Origin of the sequence: Paenibacillus radicibacter (genome assembly GCF_024721995.1) — a bacterium.
Lineage (GTDB): Bacteria > Bacillota > Bacilli > Paenibacillales > NBRC-103111 > Paenibacillus_AM > Paenibacillus_AM radicibacter.
In genome coordinates this window covers 97,303-120,334 of the sequence record NZ_JANQBC010000008.1, presented here as the reverse complement: position 1 = coordinate 120,334, position 23,032 = coordinate 97,303, and the positions used below count along the sequence as shown (strand labels likewise).

Annotated in this window: 22 protein-coding genes; 17 read left to right on the top strand and 5 right to left on the bottom strand. The window is 43.1% G+C overall.

Annotated features, from left to right (window positions below; translation table 11 throughout):
• Positions 1-47 precede the first annotated feature (47 nt).
• Both NV379_RS15470 and NV379_RS15465 read right to left on the bottom strand, forming a co-directional pair.
• Positions 48-731 carry an MgtC/SapB family protein gene (locus NV379_RS15470; protein WP_258208227.1) on the bottom strand — a complete coding sequence of 228 codons (684 nt, stop codon included), beginning with the start codon at positions 729-731 and terminating at the stop codon, positions 48-50.
• A 22-nt stretch (positions 732-753) separates the two neighbouring features.
• On the bottom strand, positions 754-1,464 hold the full coding sequence (locus NV379_RS15465) for a glycerophosphodiester phosphodiesterase (protein ID WP_258208226.1): 711 nt from the start codon (positions 1,462-1,464) through the stop codon (positions 754-756).
• Positions 1,465-1,593: 129 nt separating this feature from the next.
• Here NV379_RS15465 and glpK point away from each other — a divergent pair, with 129 nt between their 5' ends.
• The 4 genes from glpK (at position 1,594) to NV379_RS15445 (ending at position 7,461) form a co-directional block, all read left to right on the top strand.
• Positions 1,594-3,084 carry a glycerol kinase GlpK gene (glpK, locus tag NV379_RS15460; protein ID WP_258208225.1) on the top strand — a complete coding sequence of 497 codons (1,491 nt, stop codon included), beginning with the start codon at positions 1,594-1,596 and terminating at the stop codon, positions 3,082-3,084.
• A gap of 65 nt (positions 3,085-3,149) precedes the next feature.
• Positions 3,150-4,442, top strand: a complete 1,293-nt coding sequence (locus NV379_RS15455; RefSeq protein ID WP_258208224.1) for a homocysteine synthase — start codon at positions 3,150-3,152, stop codon at positions 4,440-4,442.
• Between the two features lie 144 nt (positions 4,443-4,586).
• The gene (locus NV379_RS15450; RefSeq protein WP_258208223.1) at positions 4,587-5,939 is read left to right on the top strand and encodes a sodium-dependent transporter; all 1,353 of its coding nucleotides are present in this window, start codon (positions 4,587-4,589) and stop codon (positions 5,937-5,939) included.
• A gap of 169 nt (positions 5,940-6,108) precedes the next feature.
• Complete coding sequence (locus tag NV379_RS15445; RefSeq protein ID WP_258208222.1) at positions 6,109-7,461, top strand: sodium-dependent transporter; 1,353 nt, start codon at positions 6,109-6,111, stop codon at positions 7,459-7,461.
• Positions 7,462-7,539: 78 nt separating this feature from the next.
• Here NV379_RS15445 and ald read toward each other — a convergent pair whose 3' ends face one another.
• Together ald and NV379_RS15435 are read right to left on the bottom strand one after the other, a co-directional pair.
• Complete coding sequence (ald, locus tag NV379_RS15440; RefSeq protein WP_258208221.1) at positions 7,540-8,679, bottom strand: alanine dehydrogenase; 1,140 nt, start codon at positions 8,677-8,679, stop codon at positions 7,540-7,542.
• 140 nt (positions 8,680-8,819) lie between these two features.
• Positions 8,820-9,437, bottom strand: coding sequence for a TetR/AcrR family transcriptional regulator (locus NV379_RS15435; protein ID WP_258208220.1), 618 nt, complete (start codon positions 9,435-9,437; stop codon positions 8,820-8,822).
• Positions 9,438-9,692: 255 nt separating this feature from the next.
• On the opposite strand from NV379_RS15435, the gene NV379_RS15430 reads away from it, so the two are divergent.
• From NV379_RS15430 to NV379_RS15415, 4 genes are all read left to right on the top strand, one after another.
• Positions 9,693-10,421 (top strand): amino acid ABC transporter ATP-binding protein, encoded by a 729-nt coding sequence (locus NV379_RS15430; RefSeq protein ID WP_258208219.1) that lies wholly within the window; start codon positions 9,693-9,695, stop codon positions 10,419-10,421.
• A gap of 32 nt (positions 10,422-10,453) precedes the next feature.
• Positions 10,454-11,269: a transporter substrate-binding domain-containing protein gene (locus tag NV379_RS15425; RefSeq protein WP_258208218.1), complete on the top strand. Its 816-nt coding sequence runs from the start codon at positions 10,454-10,456 to the stop codon at positions 11,267-11,269.
• A 77-nt stretch (positions 11,270-11,346) separates the two neighbouring features.
• A complete protein-coding gene (locus NV379_RS15420; RefSeq protein ID WP_258208217.1) occupies positions 11,347-12,000 on the top strand; it encodes an amino acid ABC transporter permease in 654 nt (217 codons plus the stop codon).
• 15 nt (positions 12,001-12,015) lie between these two features.
• A complete protein-coding gene (locus tag NV379_RS15415; RefSeq protein WP_258208216.1) occupies positions 12,016-12,672 on the top strand; it encodes an amino acid ABC transporter permease in 657 nt (218 codons plus the stop codon).
• 375 nt (positions 12,673-13,047) lie between these two features.
• Here the strand turns inward: NV379_RS15415 and kynU are convergent, their stop codons facing one another.
• Complete coding sequence (gene kynU / locus NV379_RS15410; protein ID WP_258208215.1) at positions 13,048-14,334, bottom strand: kynureninase; 1,287 nt, start codon at positions 14,332-14,334, stop codon at positions 13,048-13,050.
• A 233-nt stretch (positions 14,335-14,567) separates the two neighbouring features.
• Here kynU and NV379_RS15405 point away from each other — a divergent pair, with 233 nt between their 5' ends.
• The 9 genes from NV379_RS15405 (at position 14,568) to NV379_RS15365 (ending at position 23,032) form a co-directional block, all read left to right on the top strand.
• On the top strand, positions 14,568-16,679 hold the full coding sequence (locus tag NV379_RS15405; protein WP_258208214.1) for a copper amine oxidase N-terminal domain-containing protein: 2,112 nt from the start codon (positions 14,568-14,570) through the stop codon (positions 16,677-16,679).
• Positions 16,680-16,790: 111 nt separating this feature from the next.
• Positions 16,791-17,537, top strand: coding sequence for a tetratricopeptide repeat protein (locus NV379_RS15400; RefSeq protein ID WP_258208213.1), 747 nt, complete (start codon positions 16,791-16,793; stop codon positions 17,535-17,537).
• A gap of 186 nt (positions 17,538-17,723) precedes the next feature.
• A complete protein-coding gene (locus tag NV379_RS15395) occupies positions 17,724-18,488 on the top strand; it encodes an IclR family transcriptional regulator (RefSeq protein WP_258208212.1) in 765 nt (254 codons plus the stop codon).
• Positions 18,489-18,510: 22 nt separating this feature from the next.
• Positions 18,511-19,284 (top strand): SDR family NAD(P)-dependent oxidoreductase, encoded by a 774-nt coding sequence (locus NV379_RS15390; protein ID WP_258208211.1) that lies wholly within the window; start codon positions 18,511-18,513, stop codon positions 19,282-19,284.
• A 31-nt stretch (positions 19,285-19,315) separates the two neighbouring features.
• Entirely contained in the window at positions 19,316-20,212 is an 897-nt protein-coding gene (locus tag NV379_RS15385) for a fumarylacetoacetate hydrolase family protein (RefSeq protein ID WP_258208210.1), read from the top strand.
• Between the two features lie 17 nt (positions 20,213-20,229).
• A complete protein-coding gene (locus tag NV379_RS15380; protein ID WP_258208209.1) occupies positions 20,230-21,081 on the top strand; it encodes an amidohydrolase family protein in 852 nt (283 codons plus the stop codon).
• Positions 21,082-21,187: 106 nt separating this feature from the next.
• On the top strand, positions 21,188-21,511 hold the full coding sequence (locus tag NV379_RS15375; RefSeq protein ID WP_258208208.1) for an L-rhamnose mutarotase: 324 nt from the start codon (positions 21,188-21,190) through the stop codon (positions 21,509-21,511).
• Between the two features lie 40 nt (positions 21,512-21,551).
• Positions 21,552-21,875 (top strand): UxaA family hydrolase, encoded by a 324-nt coding sequence (locus NV379_RS15370; protein ID WP_258208207.1) that lies wholly within the window; start codon positions 21,552-21,554, stop codon positions 21,873-21,875.
• Positions 21,872-23,032, top strand: a complete 1,161-nt coding sequence (locus tag NV379_RS15365) for a UxaA family hydrolase (RefSeq protein WP_258208206.1) — start codon at positions 21,872-21,874, stop codon at positions 23,030-23,032. Before NV379_RS15370 ends, NV379_RS15365 begins: the two co-directional genes overlap by 4 nt.

Sequence of the window (23,032 nt, the reverse complement as noted above, 5' to 3'; positions counted from 1 at the left end):
AACATCCCAATCCATCAGATTCATGGAGCGGGATGTATGCATTCTGATTAGGCTGATATCGTCTCAACTTCAACGGCAATCACATTCTCAAGTTTCTTAATCATGTAATAGATGGAGGTTGTGCGTACTTTACGAGGGGCGGATAATACCATCTGTATTTGTTGGCGTTCTTCGGATAAATCCTTCAGTTTAATATGCTTCACCCGCATATGATCACGTTCAATTTCATCAATCATTCTCGCCATCTCAGCATTCTCTTTAACAATAATGAGCACAGATAGATCGCGATCGCTTAATTTCTGTGGACCCCATAATTTAATGCCAAGTGGGAATAGATTGATAGCTAGAATAATTAAGATAACGGCTGTAAAAGCTTCCTTGTAGAATCCTGCTCCTGCGGCAATACCAAGTCCAGATGCTGCCCATACCATCGCGGCTGTTGTGAGTCCAGAGATTACATCGTTACTGCGTCTGAGAATTGCTCCTGCTCCAATGAAGCCGACACCGCTTACGACTTGCGCAGCTAGACGCATCGGGTCCATATTCGTATGTCCTGCAACCGAGTAAATGTTAACAGCTTCAATTGAAACAATGGTGATGAGACAACTTGCAACCGAGATAACCATACTTGTTTTCATGCCAAGGGGCTTATGTTTCAGTTGGCGATCAATACCAATTAAGAGACCAAGAAGTAGTGCACATATTAATTTAATGATGTATTCATATTGCATAAGATGATTCCCCCAGTTGATATTACATGAATTGATCTGGATAATTGGAAAATATACCATGGACTCCTATGTCGCGAAGCGCTTCATAAGTTGGGCGTTCATTCACGGTATAGGCAAGCACTTGATAACCATGCAGATGACTCTGCTGTACATAATGGGAATCAACGAATGACCAATCTGGATTCAAGCTATATACGGGATAGGGCAATTGCTGGGCATAAATCCATGGATCGATAATTCGGGTGGAGAAAAGTAATCCCAGCTTAAGTTCTGGACAAATCTTATGGATCGTCTGCAGTGCATAATGATCAAAGGAAGAGATAATTGCCTGATCTTCCATCCCTGCTTCCTTAATCGCATCAGCTAGCTTCTGTTCAATCCCAACATAATAGAATGGGAGATTCTTAATTTCAAAGTTCATGATCATCTCTGTGTTTTTCACAAGATCGAGTAATTCTACTAAGGTTGGGATCTTCTCTTGATGGAATTTAGGGTCCATCCAGCTTCCTGCATCAAGTGCTCTTAACTCTTCGAGTGTGAAGTCTTTAATGAAACCCTGACCGTTCGTGGTACGTGATACATCTTCATCATGACAGATGACAACGTGTCCATCCTTGGTGAGTTGTACGTCTAGCTCGATTCCTGGACAATTCATATCAACTGCCATCTGGAAAGCAGCCATTGTATTCTCTGGTGCATAGCCTGATGATCCGCGATGCGCATAAATAAACATCTTGATCCGCTCCCTTACTAGGCGTTATTTTAGATAAAGATAAGGTTGTGTTTGATTGTATGTCTACACTTTTTGATTATTCAGTATATATACTAAACTATCGTAAATCAATATAGAAGGAGATTGGTTATGGAAACTTACATTTTATCTCTGGATCAGGGAACGACAAGCTCTAGAGCGATCTTGTTTAATCGAGCAGGTGAAATCGTTCATACCTCGCAAAAAGAATTTCCGCAATATTTTCCAAAACCAGGATATGTTGAACATCAACCACAAGAAATATGGGGATCCATAGCTTCGAGCATCTCCAGTTGTATAATCGAATCAGGTGTGCGACCGAATCAGATTGCAGGAATTGGGATTACGAATCAACGGGAGACGACGATTGTATGGGATAAACATACAGGTGAACCCATTTATCCTGCGATTGTGTGGCAATCCAGACAGACTAGCAGTATTTGCGAACAATTAAAAGAGCAGGGGCATGAACAACTGTTTCGAGAAAAGACAGGGCTGCTGCTCGATGCTTATTTTTCAGGGACAAAGGTGAAGTGGATCTTAGATCATGTGGATGGGGCTAGAGCAAAAGCAGAACGCGGCGATCTGTTGTTCGGGACGGTCGATACGTGGCTCATCTGGAAGCTGACCGGTAACAACGTACATGTCACAGATTATTCGAATGCGTCGCGGACGTTAATGTATAACATACATAAGCTTGAGTGGGATGAAGAATTACTCGAGATATTGACGATCCCGAAGTCGATGTTGCCGCAAGTATGTGATTCTTCTCAGGTAGTAGGAATGACAGCTCCAGGACAATTCTTCGGGGAACAAGTTCCAATTGCAGGAATTGCAGGGGATCAACAGGCGGCACTCTTCGGGCAAGCTTGCTTTGCACAAGGGATGGCGAAGAATACATATGGAACAGGCTGTTTTATGCTAATGAACACGGGAGAAAGTGCGGTTGTATCGAAGCACGGACTACTCACTACGATTGCATGGGGGATTAATGGCAAAGTGGAGTATGCGCTGGAAGGCAGTATATTCGTAGCGGGTTCAGCGGTTCAATGGCTGAGAGATGGACTACGTATGATCAGAGAGTCCAAGGACAGCGAGCTATATGCGAAGCGTGTTACTTCAACTGAAGGTGTGTATGTCGTACCTGCATTCGTAGGATTGGGTACTCCTTATTGGGATAGTGATGTCAAAGGGGCTGTATTCGGTATTACGCGCGGTACGACGAAGGAGCACTTTATTCGTGCCACGCTCGAATCACTCGCTTACCAGACGAAGGATGTCCTGACTGCGATGGAGGCGGATTCTGGGATTAAGTTATCTTCACTACGAGTAGATGGCGGAGCAACAGCGAATCGATTCCTGATGCAATTCCAAAGCGATCTTCTTGGTGTCACGGTAGAGCGCCCCATAATTAGTGAAACGACAGCACTTGGAGCAGCGTACTTGGCAGGGCTTGCGGTTGGTTATTGGAAGGATCAAGACGACATCAAGTCCCAGATGAAGATCGATTGTGCATTTGAACCGAATATGGATGACGAGACAAGGGCGGGCTTTTATTCAGGTTGGCAAAAAGCAGTTCATGCTGCAATGGCATTCAAATAAGGGTTTAAATTTTCCATTATTTATGAGAGAATCAGGTTAATCACGGAAATGGGGAGGAACTTGCAATGTCTAAAGCTCGGACTTTATCCTTTGATACGTTAGCAGTTCACGCAGGACAAGAGATCGATCCAACCACATTATCAAGAGCTGTTCCACTGTATCAGACGACTTCATATGGGTTTCATGATACAGATCATGCGGCGGATTTATTTGCGCTGAAACAATTTGGTAACATTTATACCCGTTTAATGAACCCGACAACGGATGTTTTTGAAAAAAGAATCGCTGCCCTCGAAGGTGCTCCAGCTGCACTTGCAACGGCATCTGGTCAAGCCGCGATCACATACGCGATCCTGAACATTGCAGGCAGTGGGGATGAAGTCGTATCCGCATCAACCTTGTATGGCGGTACGTACAATTTATTATCAACAACGCTTGCGAAACTCGGCATTAAAGTAAACTTTGTCGATGCAAGTGAGCCAGAAAATTTCCGTGCTGCAATTACGGATCGTACGAAAGCTCTGTATGCAGAAGCGATTGGCAATCCGAAAGGCGACGTTCTCGACATCGAAACTGTTGCGAAGATTGCACATGAACATGGCATTCCACTCATTGTAGATAACACATTTCCAAGCCCTTATTTACTTCGTCCAATTGAGCATGGGGCAGATATTGTCGTGCATTCAGCAACCAAGTTTATCGGTGGACACGGTACATCCATTGGGGGTGTGATCGTAGACGGCGGAACATTCGACTGGAAGCAGAACGATAAATTCCCGGGGCTCACAGAGCCGGATACGAGTTACCACGGGGTTGTATTCGCAGATGCGGTGGGTCCGATAGCTTATGTCATTAAAGCACGTGTTCAGTTAATGCGTGATATGGGGGCGACGATTTCTCCGTTCAACTCGTTCTTGCTCTTGCAAGGACTCGAAACGTTGCATCTGCGGATGGAACGCCACTGCTCCAATGCGCAGAAGGTAGCAGAATTCCTCGAGCAGCATGATGCAGTTGATTGGGTGAATTATGCGGGACTTCCAAGCCATAGTTCGTATGCCGTCGCTCAAAAATATTTACCAAAAGGTGCAGGCGCGATTATGACCTTCGGTATTAAAGGCGGCATTGAAGCAGGACGTAAGGCGATTAACGCCGTACAATTATTTTCCCATCTAGCGAATGTAGGAGATTCCAAGTCGCTGATTATTCATCCTGCAAGTACGACGCATCAACAACTTGATGAACAAGAGCAGCTAGCAGCTGGTATTTCACCAGGTATGATCCGACTGTCCATAGGGACGGAAGCGATTGACGATATTATATATGATTTGGATCAAGCGATACGCGCAAGTCAGGCTTAATCAGAGAATTCTCGTTTCATAAATCCAAATAAAAAAGCATTCTTGGCACATGCTAAGAGTGCTTTTTCCCTTTCAATCGAACAAAGTTATGCTATAATCAAAACTTATAAAATTACATCTTAGATAAACGGAGCGATTGATGGTATGAAGACACAAGATGAACAATGGACAAGTAGATTAGGATTTATTCTTGCCGCAGCTGGATCTGCTATAGGATTGGGTGCGATCTGGAAGTTTCCTTACATGGTGGGAATGGGCGGCGGTGGCGCGTTTCTCTTACTTTTCATCGCCTTTACACTCTTAGTAGGATTACCTCTATTATTAGCTGAATTTGTTATCGGTCGCAGTACAGGCAAGGTAGCCATTCCTGCGTATCAAGAAATTGCACCGAAGAAAAAGTGGTACTTACTCGGATATTTAGGCATGGTATCTTGTGGAATTCTACTGTCCTTCTATGCAGTGGTCGGTGGATGGATTCTCCTTTACTTATTCAAAGCGATAACGGGTCAATTGATGCAACCTGCTGGCGGGTATGGCGAGCTATTCAACACTATGATTGCTAACCCTTATGAAGCTGTAGGCGCACACTTTATATTCATATTACTGACGATTATCGTGGTAGCACGCGGTGTTCAAGATGGGATTGAGAAATCCAGTAAGTACTTGATGCCTGCACTATTTGTTCTCTTCCTTGCATTAATCGTAAGATCATTGACACTAGAGAACGCAATAGAGGGTGTAAAGTTCTTCTTACTTCCTGACTTTGCAAAGCTCGATTCGAAAGCAATCCTATTCGCACTTGGACAATCCTTCTTCTCTTTAAGTGTCGGTGTGTCTGTCATGGCGACATATAGTTCGTATTTAAGCAAGAAAGAAAGCTTAACAAGATCAGCTTATTCAATCGCTGGTTTAAACGTATTGATCTCCTTATTTGCCGGGTTAGCGATTTTCCCAGCGATCTTCTCACTAGGAATGGAGCCTTCGCAAGGTCCAGGATTATTATTCGTTGTCCTTCCATCTGTATTTGAGAAAATTCCGTTAGGAAGTATGTTCTTGCTTATGTTCTTAGCGTTGTTCTTATTCGCAACACTGACATCTGCTTTCTCGATGCTTGAAATTATCGTGGCGAATTTGACGAAGGGTAATCCTGAGCAGCGTAAGAAATGGTCATGGGTTTGGGGTCTTATCATCTTCATTGTGGGTATTCCTGCTGCACTATCTTTTGGTATCTGGGCTGACATTAAGATTTTTGGACTTTCATTCTTCGATGCATCGGATTACTTAGTAAGTAATATATTGATGCCAATGGGCTGCTTATTAATTGCGATCTTCGTTCCGCTTCGTATGAAGCGTCAAGTATTGTTGGAGGAGCTTCAAGTTACCACTTCGTGGGGTAAGAAAATGTTTGTCGTATGGCTCATGTTGCTTCGCTACTTGGTGCCGTTTGTGATTATTATTGTATTCCTTAATGCGATTGGCATTATAGGATCTAAATAGAACGGAGAAGGAGCCTTGCGGTTATGCCACGGAGGCTCTTTTTGATAGGATCATGTTTATATAGTCGTGTGTGCATCAGCTGCTGCTTATTTGAAGGTGATCTGGGCAAACTTATGCTATAATCAAAACTTATAAAATTACATCTTAGATAAACGGAGCGAGTGAAGGTATGGAGAAACAAGATGAACAATGGACAAGTAGATTAGGATTTATTCTTGCTGCAGCTGGATCTGCTATAGGATTGGGTGCAATCTGGAAGTTTCCTTACATGGCGGGAATGGGCGGCGGTGGCGCATTTTTCTTACTCTTTATCGTTTTTACGCTCTTGGTTGGATTACCTCTATTATTAGCTGAATTTGTTATCGGTCGCAGTACAGGTAAGGTAGCCATTCCTGCGTATAAAGAAATTGCACCGAAGAAAAAGTGGTATTTACTTGGCTATGTTGGTATGGTATCTTCTGGAATTATGCTATCCTTCTATGCGGTAGTTGGAGGATGGATTCTCCTTTACTTATACAAAGCGATAACGGGTCAATTGATGAAGCCTGCTGGCGGTTATGGCGAGCTATTCAACAATATGATTGCTAACCCATATGAAGCTGTAGGTGCACACTTTATATTCATATTACTGACGATTATCGTGGTAGCACGTGGTGTTAAGGATGGGATTGAGAAATCCAGTAAGTACTTGATGCCTGGACTATTTATTCTCTTTGTTGCTTTGATCGTAAGATCATTGTCACTTGAAAACGCAATAGAGGGTGTGAAGTTCTTCTTACTTCCTGACTTTGCAAAGCTCGATTCTAAATCAATCCTATTCGCACTTGGACAATCCTTCTTCTCTTTAAGTGTCGGATTTTCTGTCATGGCGACATATAGTTCGTATTTAAGCAAGAAAGAAAGCTTAACAAGATCGGCTTATTCGATCGCTGGTTTAAACGTATTGATTTCCTTATTTGCTGGGTTAGCAATTTTTCCAGCGATCTTCTCACTAGGAATGGAGCCTTCGGATGGACCAGGATTATTATTCGTTGTTCTTCCATCTGTATTTGAGAAAATTCCGTTCGGAAGTGTGTTCTTGCTTATGTTCTTAGCGTTGTTCTTATTCGCAACACTGACATCTGCTTTCTCGATGCTTGAAATTATCGTGGCGAATTTGACAAAGGGTAATTCTGAGGAGCGTAAGAAATGGTCGTGGATTTGGGGACTAACCATCTTCGTTGTGGGTATTCCTGCTGCTCTATCATTTGGTATTTGGTCAGACATTAAGATTTTTGGACTGACATTCTTTGAAGCATCGGATTACTTAGTAAGTAATATCATGCTGCCATTGTGCTGCTTATTCATTGCGATCTTCGTTCCGCTTCGTATGAAGCGTGAAGTATTGATGGAGGAGCTTCAAGTTTCCACTTCGTGGGGCAAAAAAATGTTTGTTATATGGCTCATGTTGCTTCGCTACTTGGTGCCGTTGGTGATTGTGATTGTATTCCTTAATGTAATTGGCATTATAGGACCTAAATAGAACCTAAATAGAACCTAAATAGAACGAAGAAGGAGCCTCGCGGTTATGCCGCTGGGGCTCCTTTTTGATAGGACAAGTTTATACAGTCGTAACTAAGTGCTCATTTGCCAAAAAATCTTGGATACTCACATAAGTGTGACCATGTGCCTCAGCAACTGCTTTGTAGGTTACGTGTCCATCAACAACATTGATACCTTTTGCAAGAGCTTTGTTATCAAGTGCTGCTTGCTTGTACCCTTTGTTTGCGATTTGAACACCATAAGGAATGGTTACATTCGTAAGAGCGTTCGTGGAAGTGCGAGCTACTGCACCAGGCATGTTCGCAACGGAGTAGTGAACCACACCATGCTTTTCATAAGTTGGATTGCTGTGTGTTGTAATGCGGTCAACCGTCTCGATGGAACCACCTTGGTCGATGGCAACGTCAACGATTACGGATCCTGGCATCATGGATTTAACCATTTCGTCAGTAACAAGACGCGGCGCGCGAGCACCTGGAATAAGAACAGCACCAATAAGAAGGTCTGCTTTCTTAACCGCTTGTGCAATGTTGTAGCTGTTGGACATTAATGTCTTGAGGCGTCCACCGAATAGGTCGTCCAATTGACGAAGACGATCAGGGCTCACATCGATAATCGTTACGCTTGCACCCATTCCTACTGCCATTTTCGCTGCATTCGTACCTACGATACCACCGCCGATAATCACAACTTCAGCAGGGGATACGCCCGGTACACCACCTAGAAGCACACCTTTACCGCCATGTGGATTCTCAAGGAATTGTGCACCGATCTGGATGGACATTCTGCCAGCAACTTCACTCATCGGAGTAAGAAGTGGAAGAGCGCCATTATCCAGTTGGATTGTTTCATAAGCGATAGCTGTTACTTTTTTCTCGATTAATGCTTTCGTTAGTTCTGGTTCTGGAGCAAGGTGAAGGTACGTGTATAGAACTAAGCCTTCTCTGAAGTATTCGTACTCCTCAGCGATTGGTTCTTTTACTTTAATGACCATTTGTGCAGACCAAGCTTCTGCTGCTGTTGGTACGATCTTAGCGCCTGCTGCTGTGTAATCGCTATCCGCGAAACCGCTTCCAGAACCAGCATTCGTTTGAACCCATACCTCGTGTCCATTATTTAAGAAAGTTGTTACGCCAGCAGGTGTAATCCCTACGCGGTTTTCGTTATTTTTTATCTCTTTTGGAACCCCAATAATCATGTTGCTTGTCATTCCTTTCAGATATATAATTATGATGGTCAATATAGCTTCAATATAATACGAAATATGACATGATGTCAATATTTTCCTTTAAAAAAGCCACTGCGAAGTGGCTTTAAGTGATTTTATAATGATTGCGCTTACAAGTAGAGTGCATCCGTGTACATCGTTGTGATCGTTTCGGCTATTTGCTCCATTGGGGCGATGTGCCTGTTATGCACAATTTCCCATTGGTACATTTCATTGGAATAGAACCACTGACGAGCAAGTAACTCTGCCTTCAAGTCTGTACGAGCTAAACCATTCTTCTGCGCATAAGTGATATCTACCGTAATATTAGCAATTAATTTATTACGAATTTCATCCCATTTCATCGTAATAGCGCTAGAGAGTCCCATCGCTTCAGCAAACACTTTCATCATCGCCCGTTCGGATTCAGCAATCTGAAAAAAAGTATGTACTTGTCCTAGAATGATGGTACGAGCTTCTTCTTTTGATTTTGGAAAAAAGGATATATCCGCAATCTCAAAAAACTTTTGCATGACATCTTCCATTAATACAATAAGGAGATCATCTTTACCTGTAAAATGGGTGTAGGCAGTACCGTATCCTGTTTTTGCAAGTTTAATGATCTGATTAATTGTCGTATTCTGGAAGCCTTCTTTCAAGAATACATCTCTAGCTGCAAGCAGTAATTTTTGACGAGTCTGTTTGGATCTGAGATGTCTGCCATCTACACTTTTAATCGCTTTATCCATAACACCTCTACCTTTCCAGAGATTGATACTGTCAAATCTCAGTTTAATATAATATACACATATTTTTCCTAAAGTCAATTGAAATGGAAATAAGAAAATTTTTTGAACATCATATTGACACGGTGTCACTATTATCTTATATTCTAATTATTACAACTAGTCAGAAAACAAGGGAATCGCTCAGCCAGAAACTTGACTTAATGTCGTTAAGATTAACTTGTGTTCAATGATAAGAGATGGTCTGGGGGAATTGCATTGATCGAATTTCGCAACATTAACAAACATTATGGTTCCAACCATGTACTGAAAGATATTAATCTTCAAATTAAAGAAGGCGAAGTCGTCGTTATCATCGGACCATCTGGATCAGGCAAAAGTACGCTGCTGCGCTGTATTAATCGTCTAGAGACCGTAACTTCTGGTGAATTAATGGTACACGGTCAGAAGGTAAATGACAAGCATACCAACATCAATGTACTGCGCCAAGAGATCGGCATGGTATTCCAACACTTTAATCTATATCCACATAAATCAGTACTTGAGAACATTACACTAGCACCTACTAAAGTGCGTGGCATGTCTCCGGATGAAGCGAAGAAGATCGCGATGAGCTACTTAGAGAAGGTAGGTATTAAAGAGAAGGCAAACGCGTACCCAAGCAACTTATCAGGTGGTCAACAACAGCGTGTGGCGATTGCTCGTGGTCTTGCCATGCAGCCGAAGATCATGCTCTTTGATGAACCGACATCTGCACTTGATCCTGAAATGGTGGGCGAAGTTTTGGATGTTATGAAAGCGTTAACAAAAGAAGGGATGACGATGGTTGTCGTGACACATGAGATGGGTTTTGCACGTGAAGTAGCGGATCGCGTTATTTTCATGGATCAAGGCCAGATTGTGGAAGAAGGCACGCCAGAGCATTTCTTTACGAATCCGCGTGAAGACAGAGCACGACTATTCCTTAGTCGGATTCTGGTTCATTGATATTTTTGATAAAAATGATTGGGGGCTTAAGTATGAAAACGTGGCATAAGAAAATGGGTATTACAATGGCAACGGTTCTACTTGCAATTGGTGTGGCAGGTTGTGGAAAAAGTGATACAACAGGGTCCAAGGCAGCTGATGGTCAATCATCTTTAAAAAGTAAGGCGAAGTTAGTAGTTGGTGTTGGTGCTGACGCATTCCCATTCGGTTATGTGGATACGGCAGATAACAAGACTAAGGGCTTCGACCTTGATATCGCTGCTGCCATTGTAAAAGACATCTTAGGCGCTGACAACAAGATTGAATATAAAGAAGTAAATGGTCAAACACGTATTCCGATGCTTAAGAACGGCGACATCGACATCATCGTAAGAACAATGACGATCACAGAAGATAGAAAGAAAGAAGTGGATTTCTCTGATCCTTACTTCAGTGCTGGTCAATCCTTGCTAGTAAAGAAAGATTCCACAATTACAGGGATTCAAGATCTTAAAGGCAAGAAAGTTATTGCTGTAAAAGGAACAAGAGATGGCAAGACGATTCAAGACAAAGCACCGGGTGCAGATGTAAGTGAGTACAACAACTTGGGTGAAGCATTCACTGCGCTTAGCACAGGTAAAGGTGAAGTTCTTACAACGGACAACGCAATTCTAATGGGTCTTTCCTTGGAGAACCCAGGATATAAATTAGTTGGCGGTGTGATCAGCGATGAGCCTTGGGGTATTGCTGTTCGTAAAGGCGACAAGGAAATGTTAGATGCAGTTAATGCATCCCTTAAGAAGCTGAAGGACAATGGCGAATACGCGAAAATTTACGAGAAGTGGTTAAAAGAAAAACCTGCTAAATAATGATTCGTGGGGATGAACGGGTATCGCTCGTCCCCTTACTTCCTTTGTGCATCTAGATAAGGAGAGGGTTTGGTCGCATGCTGGACTTTTCGATCTTAATCGATTATAGAAAAGAGTTTCTATCTGGTTTCTTAACGACAGTTGAAGTGAGTGTTCTTGCCCTCTTGCTTAGTATCGTAATTGGGATTGTATTTGCCATTATGAAAATATCGCCGGTCAAACTACTCAATGTTATCGCAACGGCGTATATCGAATTTATCCGCAATACACCGATGTTAATTATTATTTTCTTCTTCTATTTTGGATTACCGTCATTAGGGGTTCATTTGAACCCGTTTATGAGTGGTACACTGGGACTTGCTGTATACACGAGTGCGTATATTGCAGAAGTAATTCGAGCTGGTATTCAGGCTGTGCCGAAGGGTCAGGTTGAAGCTGGAAGAGCATCAGGACTTAATTATATCCAAACGATGCGTTATATTATTTTGCCGCAAGCGATCAAAATTGTTATTCCTCCACTTGGAAATCAGTTCTTGAACTTGGTGATGGGGTCTGCGATCTTAGGCGTCATCTCGGGGAAAGACTTAATGTACTATGGCGACATTATTTCGTCGAACACATTCGTCGTATTTGATGTGTATATCTTTGTAGGGATGTTCTATCTATTACTCACCATACCACTCAGTCTTCTGATTCGATACCTCGAACGCAGATTTGCTGTGAGTGATTAGAAGGGAGCAATTCATATGGATTTTGCAGGCGCATATTCACCGAACAATTTATTGTATATATTAGAAGGATTTCTTGTCACGATTGAGGTGTCCCTCATTGCGATTGTCTTATCTTTCATTATAGGAAATATTCTGGGCTTGATTCGTTTTTCCAAAGTTCCTGTATTGTCCAAGGCAGTGGGAGTCATTGTAGACGTGATTCGTAACGTACCGCTGATCTTGATTATATTCTTCGTGTTCTTCGCACTTCCGGAGATTGGGATAAAGATGAGCATCTTTGCGGCTGCGACGAGTGCGATTACGATTTATGCATCAGCGATGCTGTGCGAGATTGTACGTGGGGGACTCAACTCCATTGCCAAAGGGCAATTTGAGGCAGCAAGAGCTTCAGGACTTACATACGTACAGACGATTCGCTATATCATTTTGCCACAAGCGCTAAGACGCATGATTCCACCGATCCTAAGTGAATGTACATCTATATTCAAAGGAACATCGCTTGCGATTGTGATTTCCTTGCCGGATATGATGCATCATGCGCAGATGATCTATAATTTTAACGTGAAAGCTGTTATTCCGGTCTTATTGCTCGTGTCAGTCTTGTACTTTGTTGTGAACTACGGTTTGACACGCCTGGCGAATGTCGTTGAGAAGCGATTGTCGGTCTATTAATAGGAAAAAAGCTAACATCAAGTGACTGCATTCGGTTAAACGGTGCAGTCTTTTTGTGGTTACTAAATATTTCTTATTTATTCTGTACAAATATCCATTTATAATATAAATTGTATTTTTATAGAAAAATCGAATGATAGAGGGATGGTAAATGGAAATAACTGCACTCATATTCGGCTTAGCCGTTTTATTTTTCTTACAAACGATTAGTTGCATTGTAAACAAGAAACAAAATGCGTACATATATGCATGTTTAACTGCTTTATGCTCAGCAATTAGTTTTTACTTCTTATTGGGAGTTCTAATGAGTAAAGTATGAAAAAGGAGTCAGAACAAGTCGAGCTTGTTCTGACTCCGTTGCTATTGATCAAGCGATTAGGCAACAACGCCACGCTGTGAATCATACTTCTCATACTGCTTCTCGGTAATGATCGCTTTAAGCACTTGAACCGTCTTCCATACGTCTTCATATGTCACGTAGAGGGCAACTGGAGCAAGGCGTACGATGTTCGGTGCACGGTAGTCTGGAATGATATTATTATCCTTCAGCGCCTTACAGATTCGAACCGCTTCCTCATGGTGCAAGCTGATATGACCTCCACGACGAGGATCTTCAGTCGGATTCATGAGGGTGAAGCCTAGACCTGCTAACGCATCATTTACTAATTGAGTGAAGTATTGCGTAATGTGAAGCGACTTCGCACGAATTTCTTCGATGGATGTCATTGCAAAAATTTCCAACGAACCAATCAATGGAGCAATACTTAGAATGTGTGGCGTTCCAGTCTGGAAAGCACCAGCAGAATGCTCAACAGTTAGTGTATGTTCCATATCGAACTGCTTATCTTTACGAGAGCTATACCAGCCTGTTAGACCTGGAACACGGCCAAAGTGTTTCTTGTTCACGTAAAGGGAGGCAACACCGCCAGGACCGGCATTCAAGTATTTGTAGTTGCACCATAGGGCGAAGTCTACATCCCACTTGCTGAAGTAGTGAGGGATTGCGCCTACAGAGTGACAACCATCAAACCCAATTACAATTCCACGCTTATGTGCTTCAGCTGTTAGACGCTCTATATCGAGCAATTGACCGCTGCGGTATAACACGGTAGGAAGTAAGATAAGAGCAACTTCATCGGACATTGCTGCGATAATATCGTCTTCTTCGATTATACGACCATCACGGCTTTCAATGGAGATCAAATGTGTCTCAGGATCATAGCCACGTAGACGAATCTGGCTTTGCAGCGCATAAATGTCAGTCGGGAAATCAAGGGAAGTTGCGATGATCTTCGTACGATTGCCTTGTGGCTGGTAGAACGTAGCAACAAGTTGATGAATATTGATTGTAGTTGACCCCGTTACGATAACTTCTTCTGGCTCAGCGCCAACAAGCGGTGCCATGAGTTTCCCTAATCTTTCAGGTAAGAAGAACCAAGGGTCTTCGCCTGATGTCCAACCGTCGATATTATAATTTTTCCAAGATTGGAGCATATCTAGCAAAGTCTGCTCCGCACGCTTGGAGAGAAGTCCAAGTGAATTTCCATCTAGGTAAATCATCCCTTCAGGGATATAGAACTCTTCACGAAGAGCACTTAATTTATCTTGTGCATCTAGGCTTTTAGCATAATCTAGCGAGTTGTCAAATGTTGTGATTCCCAAGTCAATTCACCTCTTATTTTGTATATTCAGTCAATTTATTTCCAATATAATATAAATATGACGTAGTGTCAATATTTATAGGAAAGCGCTAACATTTTTTCGTTAAGCCTAAAAGATAATGTTCAGAAAATTTTAACAAATTATATTGACGTTGTGTCACATTCATTATATTCTATGTTTATTCCGGAATGTCTTATCCTATTTTATCCAAATCGATGGAGGAGTTCACTTAGATGAAAAAAGCATTGAAGCAACGTATCTTAAAAAGCGTGCTTGCCGCTTCTGTTGTTGTAAGCGCTCTCTACTTGCCGACAGCTCCTGTAAGTGCTGCAAGTGATGACAAAGCTGCTCCAGTTGTAAGAGAAGACATTTATGGTGCACCTGCTACAGGTGCAAATGCGAATGCGCCGCTTGTTGCGCTTCCAGAGCACGAAGAACCGCGGAAGCCACTACCTGGTGAGCCGACTGAACCAGATTCAAGTTCTTGGGGATACGATGTCAAGACAGGTAAGTTTACACATCCGAAGTACACACCAGACAATGAAGGACCTCAGCCGTTTAATGGCAGCTTGCCGTACCTCGATCAGAATCAATATTTGAAAAATACGAAGGTAGAAGCATTCTATCCATACGTAGCAGGTTATGGTCACAGCTGGCAGACAAGCTTCGATCTTGATGGTCGTCGTTATTTGTATGACTATGAAACGAACCAATACAACTTGTTTGACATTACAGATCCACTAAATGCAAAACATATTACGACCAAATGGTTCGATACAAAAGTCGAGCACCAATTCGGACCACTAAACGTGAAATACAACAAAACATTGGACAAGAACCTTGCGGTTCAATGTTATGAGGTTCCACGTTACGGTAAAATTACGAACAAATACTTAAACCCTAAAGAAGTAGATACAATCCGTGAGTGGAAAATGCTTCGTGGATTCCGTATTTACGAAGTAAACGGACCAAACTGGACAGATTGGAAAGTTCTTTCCGAGACGCCACTAGACTCCAGCACTTATGATCCAAGTAAACCACAACAAGGCTCTGGTTGCCAAGATATTCCAGTGTATTCTGGTGATCAATACTTATTCGTTGCAGGTGCACCGAATGATTCTTATGCGAACACAGAATACAAGACTTACTTGTACTCGGGTGCACAAATCGCTTATGACATTTCCGATCCAACGAAGCCGAAGCAATTAGACATTTGGTCTGTACCTGGCCAAATTAAAGGTGAAGAGGCTGATTACAACAAGAATCCGCGTGCTGGCAACAAAACAAGCTGGATGGGTTCACGTATGCCGTTATTTATTCCAAAGACAGTTGAAGAAGGCGGTAAGTATGGATACGCTGCAATGGGCGGATTTGGTTTCTACGTTGTAGACATTACAGATCCAGCTAACATGAAGACGGTATCACATATTGATATGCCGATGAGCTACACGGGTACAGAAGGTGACAACATCGACGTATCCAAAGTAGAGACGACAGGTATGGTGTATTACAGTGGTTATCCGCTAAGCGAGGATTGCCATGAGCCATACAAAGAAATTTATGCAATTGATGTAAGAGATCCGAAGAATCCTAAGATTGCAACGACACTTGAGCGTCCAACGCCTCCGAAGGATGCGCCGTTTACTGATTATTGTCAGCGTCGTGGCAGCTTCGGTCCGAAGCGTACAGGTTATGCGGAAGTTCAACCAGGTACACCAAGTCAGAAGTATATGCCTTATTCGTTCTACAATGCAGGTATGCAAATGTTCGATTTGACTACCCCTGACAAGCCGACAATCGCTGCTTACTTCGTTCCGAAAATGGCTGGCGAATTAACGGATGATGAAGGAAACAAATACTTTAACGATCAGTCAGATCCTGTACACGGTATTTTCGTTGAGTGGGATCGTAACTTGATCTGGGTATTCTCTGGTCATGGTATGTACGTAGTATCTTCACCATTACTAGGTGAGCCAGTTAAAGGAATGCCGCAAGCAGGTCTTCAAGTTGCGGATGCTAAGGGCGAACTTGCTACAGATTCTCAGCCATTCACACGCGATGGTGCAACGATGGTTCCACTTCGCTCTGTGTTTGAAAAATTAGGCTTAACCGTTTCTTGGGATGCAGCAGCAAACAAGATCACAGGTAAGAAAGATGAACTGACACTTGAGCTTATTGTAGGTGAGAAGTTCGTTACAGTTAATGGCGAAAAGAAAGAAACGGCTGCAGCGACAATCGTAGAAGGTGGACGTGCATTCGTTTCCTTGAAAACAATTGCTGACGCAGCTGGTGTCAAAGCAGAGTGGAATAACAAAGCGAAGACCGTTGTTATTTCTAGTAAATAATGAGTATGTAGTGATGATAGAGGAGACCGTGAGCGATTTTGCTCCGGTCTTTTCGTATGGATGGAAGGATGTCATAATAAATAATTTCATATATAAAGGGAGTAAAAGGTTATGAAGCTATGGAATGCAGTTAGTTTTATTATCACAGCTGGAGGGACTTTTTATTTGCTTTGGACCGGACAGACATGGGGATTGTTTTGGTTTCTCCCATTGGTACTGATAATGGCACTAGTGAGTTCGTTTATAGATTCTTTAAAGTATTATCGTCTATTTCTAGCTGGACGTATTAAAGAAGCGTTTGAAGAAATTGAAAAGAGGGAACAGAAATATCCGAAAAATATCAAATTTAAGAATCAAATGAAGCTTGCAAAGGCGATAATACATACAAACATTGGTAAATATGAGATGTCTGATCATACGTTAAAGTTAATGACAGGTTCCCTTGATAAGAATCTAGAAGGCGTGAAGTTAGGTCTTCTTCCATTTAATACGTTTATGACAGGTGGAGATTTTCTAGAGGCTAGAGAAATGATACATCAATCGATGAAATTGGTTGATCTACCTAGTAACTTCATCATTCTAGCAAATATTGAATTAGAACTTGGGAACAAGGATATTGCTAGACAACCGATTGAATCCTATAAGCAGAATCGTAACAAGAGATCGATTATTTATGGTCGAAGTACACTTCTAGTTAATAAGAAACTACAAGAGCCGTTTGATAATTATTTGTTAGGTCGGTATTACCTCTCGTTAGGCGAGACGAAGGCAGCACGAGAACACTTCAAGCTTGCTTCCGAATCCACGTTACCTAACCTATATACGGAACTTTCGAACAAGCTTATAACAGATTTGTGACATACGAATAAGAGAAAAGAGATAAGTAAACCGTCCATGTAAGCCTTAATCATGCGGCGGTTTTTTATTATGCAAAAATACAAGAAAATGAGTTGACACCCATTTTGCTCGTTGTTATGATTAAGTTGTATTAAATACAAAACATGGTTTATTATACAAAACCAATTAGACGATTGGATGAAAATGATGGAGAAAAAGTATTGGGTTCCCGCACTTGAGAAGGCGAACGATATTTTACTACTTATCGCTCAGTTTCCTTCAGAATTAAAAATGATGGATTTATCGAAGCAGTTAAACATTCATAAGAGCTCGATGTTCTCCTTGCTTAACACAATGGAGATACTGGGGTGGATCGTCCGCAATGCGGATAGCACGTACGGACTTGGTGTACAGATGGGTATGCTTGGTATGTGTTACAGCAATAACAATTCATTAATACACAGCTTTCATCGAGAGGCAGCAATTAGTCGAGAGTTGCTCGGTGAGACGATTCAACTTGCTAAGCTGGAGCAGCAGGACGTTCTTTATTTGGCTAAAGAAGAAGCGCCTACACCAGTTAAGCTAGCTTCCCATCCGGGTATGAAGTTGCCAGCCCATGCAACAGCACTTGGGAAGTGTATGCTTGCTCGACTGGATCAAGCGAAGCTCACGCAGTTATATCCAGTTGAAGAAGCAACGCTGAAAGTATTAACACCTTATACATTAAGCACAACTAGACAACTGAAACAGGAGCTCACGGAGATTCGAGTGAATGGCTATGCCCTGGATCAACAAGAATCAGTTGAAGGGTTTCAGTGTGTTGCCGCACCTATCGTTCAAGCAAATGGTCAAGTCGTCGCTGCCGTAAGTTGTTCCATGCCCAAGCATGTGTGGGAGCATAAAGAACAGGCCGTGATACGTGAGATCGTCTCATTAGCTGAACGCTTATCTGGCAGCACACACATCATATAACGGGTTAGAAGGAGTTGTTACTATGCGCTTACAGGATAAAGTGATTCTAATTACAGGCTCAGGTTCAGGCATTGGAAAAGCGACAGCGTTATTGTTCGGTCGTGAGGGAGCGACAGTGATCGTGAATGACTTGGATTCGTCCAAGGGTCAAGAGACGTCTGATGAGATCGTTAAAGCTGGTGGCAAGTCAACTTTTATTCAAGCAGATGTAACGAATCCCGAATCTGTGAAGCAGATGGTGGACGCGATAATAGCGCAGTATGAGCGAATCGATGTTCTTTTTAACAATGCAGGAATTAGTGGGGTTGGAGCACTTCATGAAGTGGAGCCTGAGACGTGGAGTCGCGTGATGAATGTGAATATTAACGGGGTGTATCTGCCTTCGAAATATGTGCTTCCGCATATGATGGATCGCCGTTCAGGCTCAATTATTAACATGTCTTCATGTATTGCTGAGATTGGACTTGCGGTGCGTGCATCCTATGCAGCAACCAAAGGAGCGGTACTCGCTCTAACGAAACAGATGCAGGTCGATTATGCGCCATATAACATTCGAGTGAATGCCCTGCTTCCGGGGACGATTCTAACGCCTTTTGTAGAAAATTACTTGCGAACGTCGTATGACAATCCAGAGGAAGCATTCGAATCGCTCAAGAAGCGTCAGCTTAGTGGAGATCTGGGACGCCCAGATGATGTTGCGAAAGCAGCTCTGTTCCTTGCTTCAGATGAATCTCAGTTTATGATGGGTTCCCCACTATATATCGATGGCGGTGTGGTATTCGGTAAGAATGCTTAATTAAACCTACCAATAAAGGAGTGTATCGCAAGTGAAATTTCTTAATTTTCAAAATAATAATGAGCTAGCACTTGGAGTAAAGGTAGATGCAGGCATTGTCGATTTGGCTAAAGCATCTGAACTGACAGGTCAAGTCATAGCTTTAGATATTCATGAGGTTATGGAAAATGGTCAATGTGCTGTGAGTCGAATTCATGATGTTGTGGAAAGCGTACTAGCAGATGCGACTTTACGTGAAGCATGTGTATTAGATGAAGAAACAATTACATACGGTCCTTGTGTGACACGTCCGAATAAGATCATTTGCGTTGGTTTGAACTATCGAAAGCATGCGGAAGAGACGAATGCACCGATACCGGAATATCCGATTCTTTTTAACAAATTCAACAATACGATCTCCGCACCAAATCAAGATATTCCACTACCAAAGGTTTCAACGAAAGTTGACTATGAAGCGGAGCTTGTCATTGTAATTGGGAAGACAGCGAAGTATGTTGCGCAAGAGGATGCATTAAGTCACGTATTCGGTTATTGCAATGTGAATGACTTGTCTGCACGTGATTTGCAATTGCGTACGCATCAATGGCTGCTCGGTAAATCTTGTGATGGTTTCAGTCCGCTTGGACCTTACCTTGTGACAGCAGATGAAGTGGGTAATCCGAATGATCTTACGATTAGCTGTACGGTCAATGGAGAAGTGAGACAGAGCTCGAATACATCTGATATGATCTTCCACTGTGATTATATTGTCAGCTACATTTCGCAGCATATGACACTTGTGCCGGGTGACATTATTCTAACGGGTACGCCTGAGGGGGTTGTGCTGGGTTTGCCGCCTGAGAAACAAGTGTATCTGCAAGATGGAGATATGGTAACGATCGAGATTGAGAAGCTTGGCAGCCTTACGAACCGCATGGTGAAGGAGTAACGCATAAGGAGGTACTTATGGCGATTAGAATTGACTCTCATCAGCATTTCTGGAATTTGGATCAGGTCGAATATCCTTGGCTAGTCCCTGCATTTGGACCGTTGTATCGGACGATTGAAGCGGATGAGTTGGAACCGCAATTACGGGATAGCGGTGTGGAGAAGACGGTAATCGTGCAAGCAATGGATTCGTATGCGGATACGGCTTATATGTTAGACACGGCAGAGCGTTACAACTGGGTTGGTGGCGTGGTAGGCTGGGTACCTCTACATCGACCAGCGGAAGCAGCGGAACGTTTAGCGCAATATGCGAAACTGCCTATATTCAAAGGAATTCGCCATCTCATCCATGAAGAGCAAGACCCAGATTGGGTTGTACAAGATACAGTCATTGAGAGTTTGAAAGTACTGGCAGATATGAATCTAACTTTCGATGTAGTAGCTGTATTTCCGAATCATCTGAAGCATATTCCAACCCTTGCTAAACGTATTCCGAATTTGAAAATGGTCATCGATCACTTGGCGAAGCCGCCACTTGATCAGGAGGCACTGCGTCAATGGGAGCGGGAGCTCGCGGAAGCTGCGCAATATCCGAATGTGTACGCCAAAATCTCAGGATTGAATACGGTAATGGCAGATCCGCTCAACTGGACTTATCTGGACTTGAAGCCCCATGTTGATAAGGCAATCGAGTTGTTCGGTGCGAACCGCTGCATGTTCGGAAGTGACTGGCCAGTTGCCTTACTTGCAGGCGACTATGCGAAAGTATGGAACGAGACGAACCGTGCATTAGCTGATTACTCGCAAGCGGAAATCGACGCCGTGCTCGGCGGTACAGCTGCTGCATTTTACAAGATTGATGTGGGGTAGGGTGTGCGTAAAAGTTAAACGGAGGAGGAAAGTAGCGACTGGAAGTGCTATTTTCCTCCGCAGTGATCGAACTTTGAATCACACGATTTAGAAGGAGGCTTGTCTAGTGAAGCGTTATGGCAGTGTGATCGGAGTACAGCCTGAGAAGCTGGAAGAGTACAAAGCGCTTCATGCAGCCGTATGGCCGGAAGTACTCCAGATGATAACCGCATGCAACATTCGCAATTATTCCATTTACTATAAAGACGGATATTTGTTCAGCTATTATGAATATATCGGTGAGGATTATGCTGCAGATATGGCGAAGATGGCGGCTGATCCGACAACTCAGAAGTGGTGGGAAGTATGCGAGCCATGCCAACAGCCGCTTGAGACAAGAGGCGAAGGTGAATGGTGGGCAGCGATGGAAGAAGTGTTCCATACGGATTAAGGATTTCGCTATTGATCATGGCATGGGAGGATGAGCTACGATGGCAGGTAAAATTGAAACGGGTGCTGACGCGCTCGTGATGGATGAGCAAGATCATGTAGCAACGGCAATTCGGGAAATGCAAGCTGGTGAACGTATTCAATACCGTAAAGGCGAAGAGTTGCACGAGGTTACGTTGGTTGACGCGATTCCTTTTGGGCATAAAATTGCACTGGAGACAATTGCGAAAGGGACTGAAGTTCGTAAGTATGGTGAAGTGATTGGCTTATCGAATTTAGACATCGCACAAGGTGCGCATGTGCATGTACATAATATAGAAGGTATTCGTGGCAGAGGAGACCAAGCAAAGGGGGATGCACAGTGAGAACGATTATGGGGTATGAGCGAGCAAATGGAGAGATCGGGATTCGGAATCATCTATTAATTATTCCTACCGTTATATGTTCGAATCAGGTGTGTAGTCGCATCATGCAGATGGTTCCGGATACTGTCGCGATTCCGCATCAGCATGGTTGCAGTCAGATTGGCGCAGATAAATCACGTACATTCGATGTGCTAGCAGGAACAGGGAAGAATCCGAATGTAGGTGGGGTCATCATCATTAGTCTAGGCTGTGAAGTCGTTGACCCGATTGCACTTGCGGAGGATATCCGATCAACTGGAAAATTAGTAGAAGTATTCGATATCCAGTCCGTTGGTGGCTCAGTGAAAGCTATTCAGCATGGCGTAGAACTTGCTCGCAAGATGCGTGCTGAGCTTGATACGATGGAGAAAGTGCCCGTACCGCTTAGTAAGTTAAAAGTAGGTGTGAAATGCGGGGGGTCTGATGCAACTTCAGGACTTGCTTCTAATCCTGCGCTTGGTGTTGCGGCAGATTCTCTTATTGCAGAGGGCGGCAGCATTGTGATTGGAGAAACTACCGAGATTATCGGGGCGGAACACGTCTTAGCGAAGCGTTGCAGTACAGCAGCTATTGAGCAGCAGCTTTATCATATTGTGGATCGGTTCGAAAAAGAAGTCGAGCGAATGGGTGCGGACATGCGTGGCGGCAATCCAAGTCCAGGCAACATTGCAGGTGGTCTGTCTACAATTGAAGAGAAGTCATTAGGATGTATTAGTAAATGTGGAACCTCCCCGATTAAAGGCGTAATCGAATACGCGGAACATATTCCAGACGGGGGACTTTATTTCATGGATTCCCCGGGAAATGATATCGAATGTGTATCGGGTATGGCTGCGGGTGGTGCTCATATCGTATGTTTCACAACAGGGCGTGGAACACCAACCGGTGCTGCTGTTATCCCAGTTATTAAGATTACAGGCAACAAGCAGATGTTCGATCGGATGTCGGACAATATGGATGTTGATGTAAGTGATATGCTTGCAGGTACGCTGAGTCTTGAAGTAGCAGGAGAATCGATCTGGCAGGAAATCGTGAATGTAGCAGATGGTCAGCTGACAAAAGCAGAAGTTCTAGGGCATCAGGAATTCAGTATTAATCGAATCGGCCCGAGCTTATAG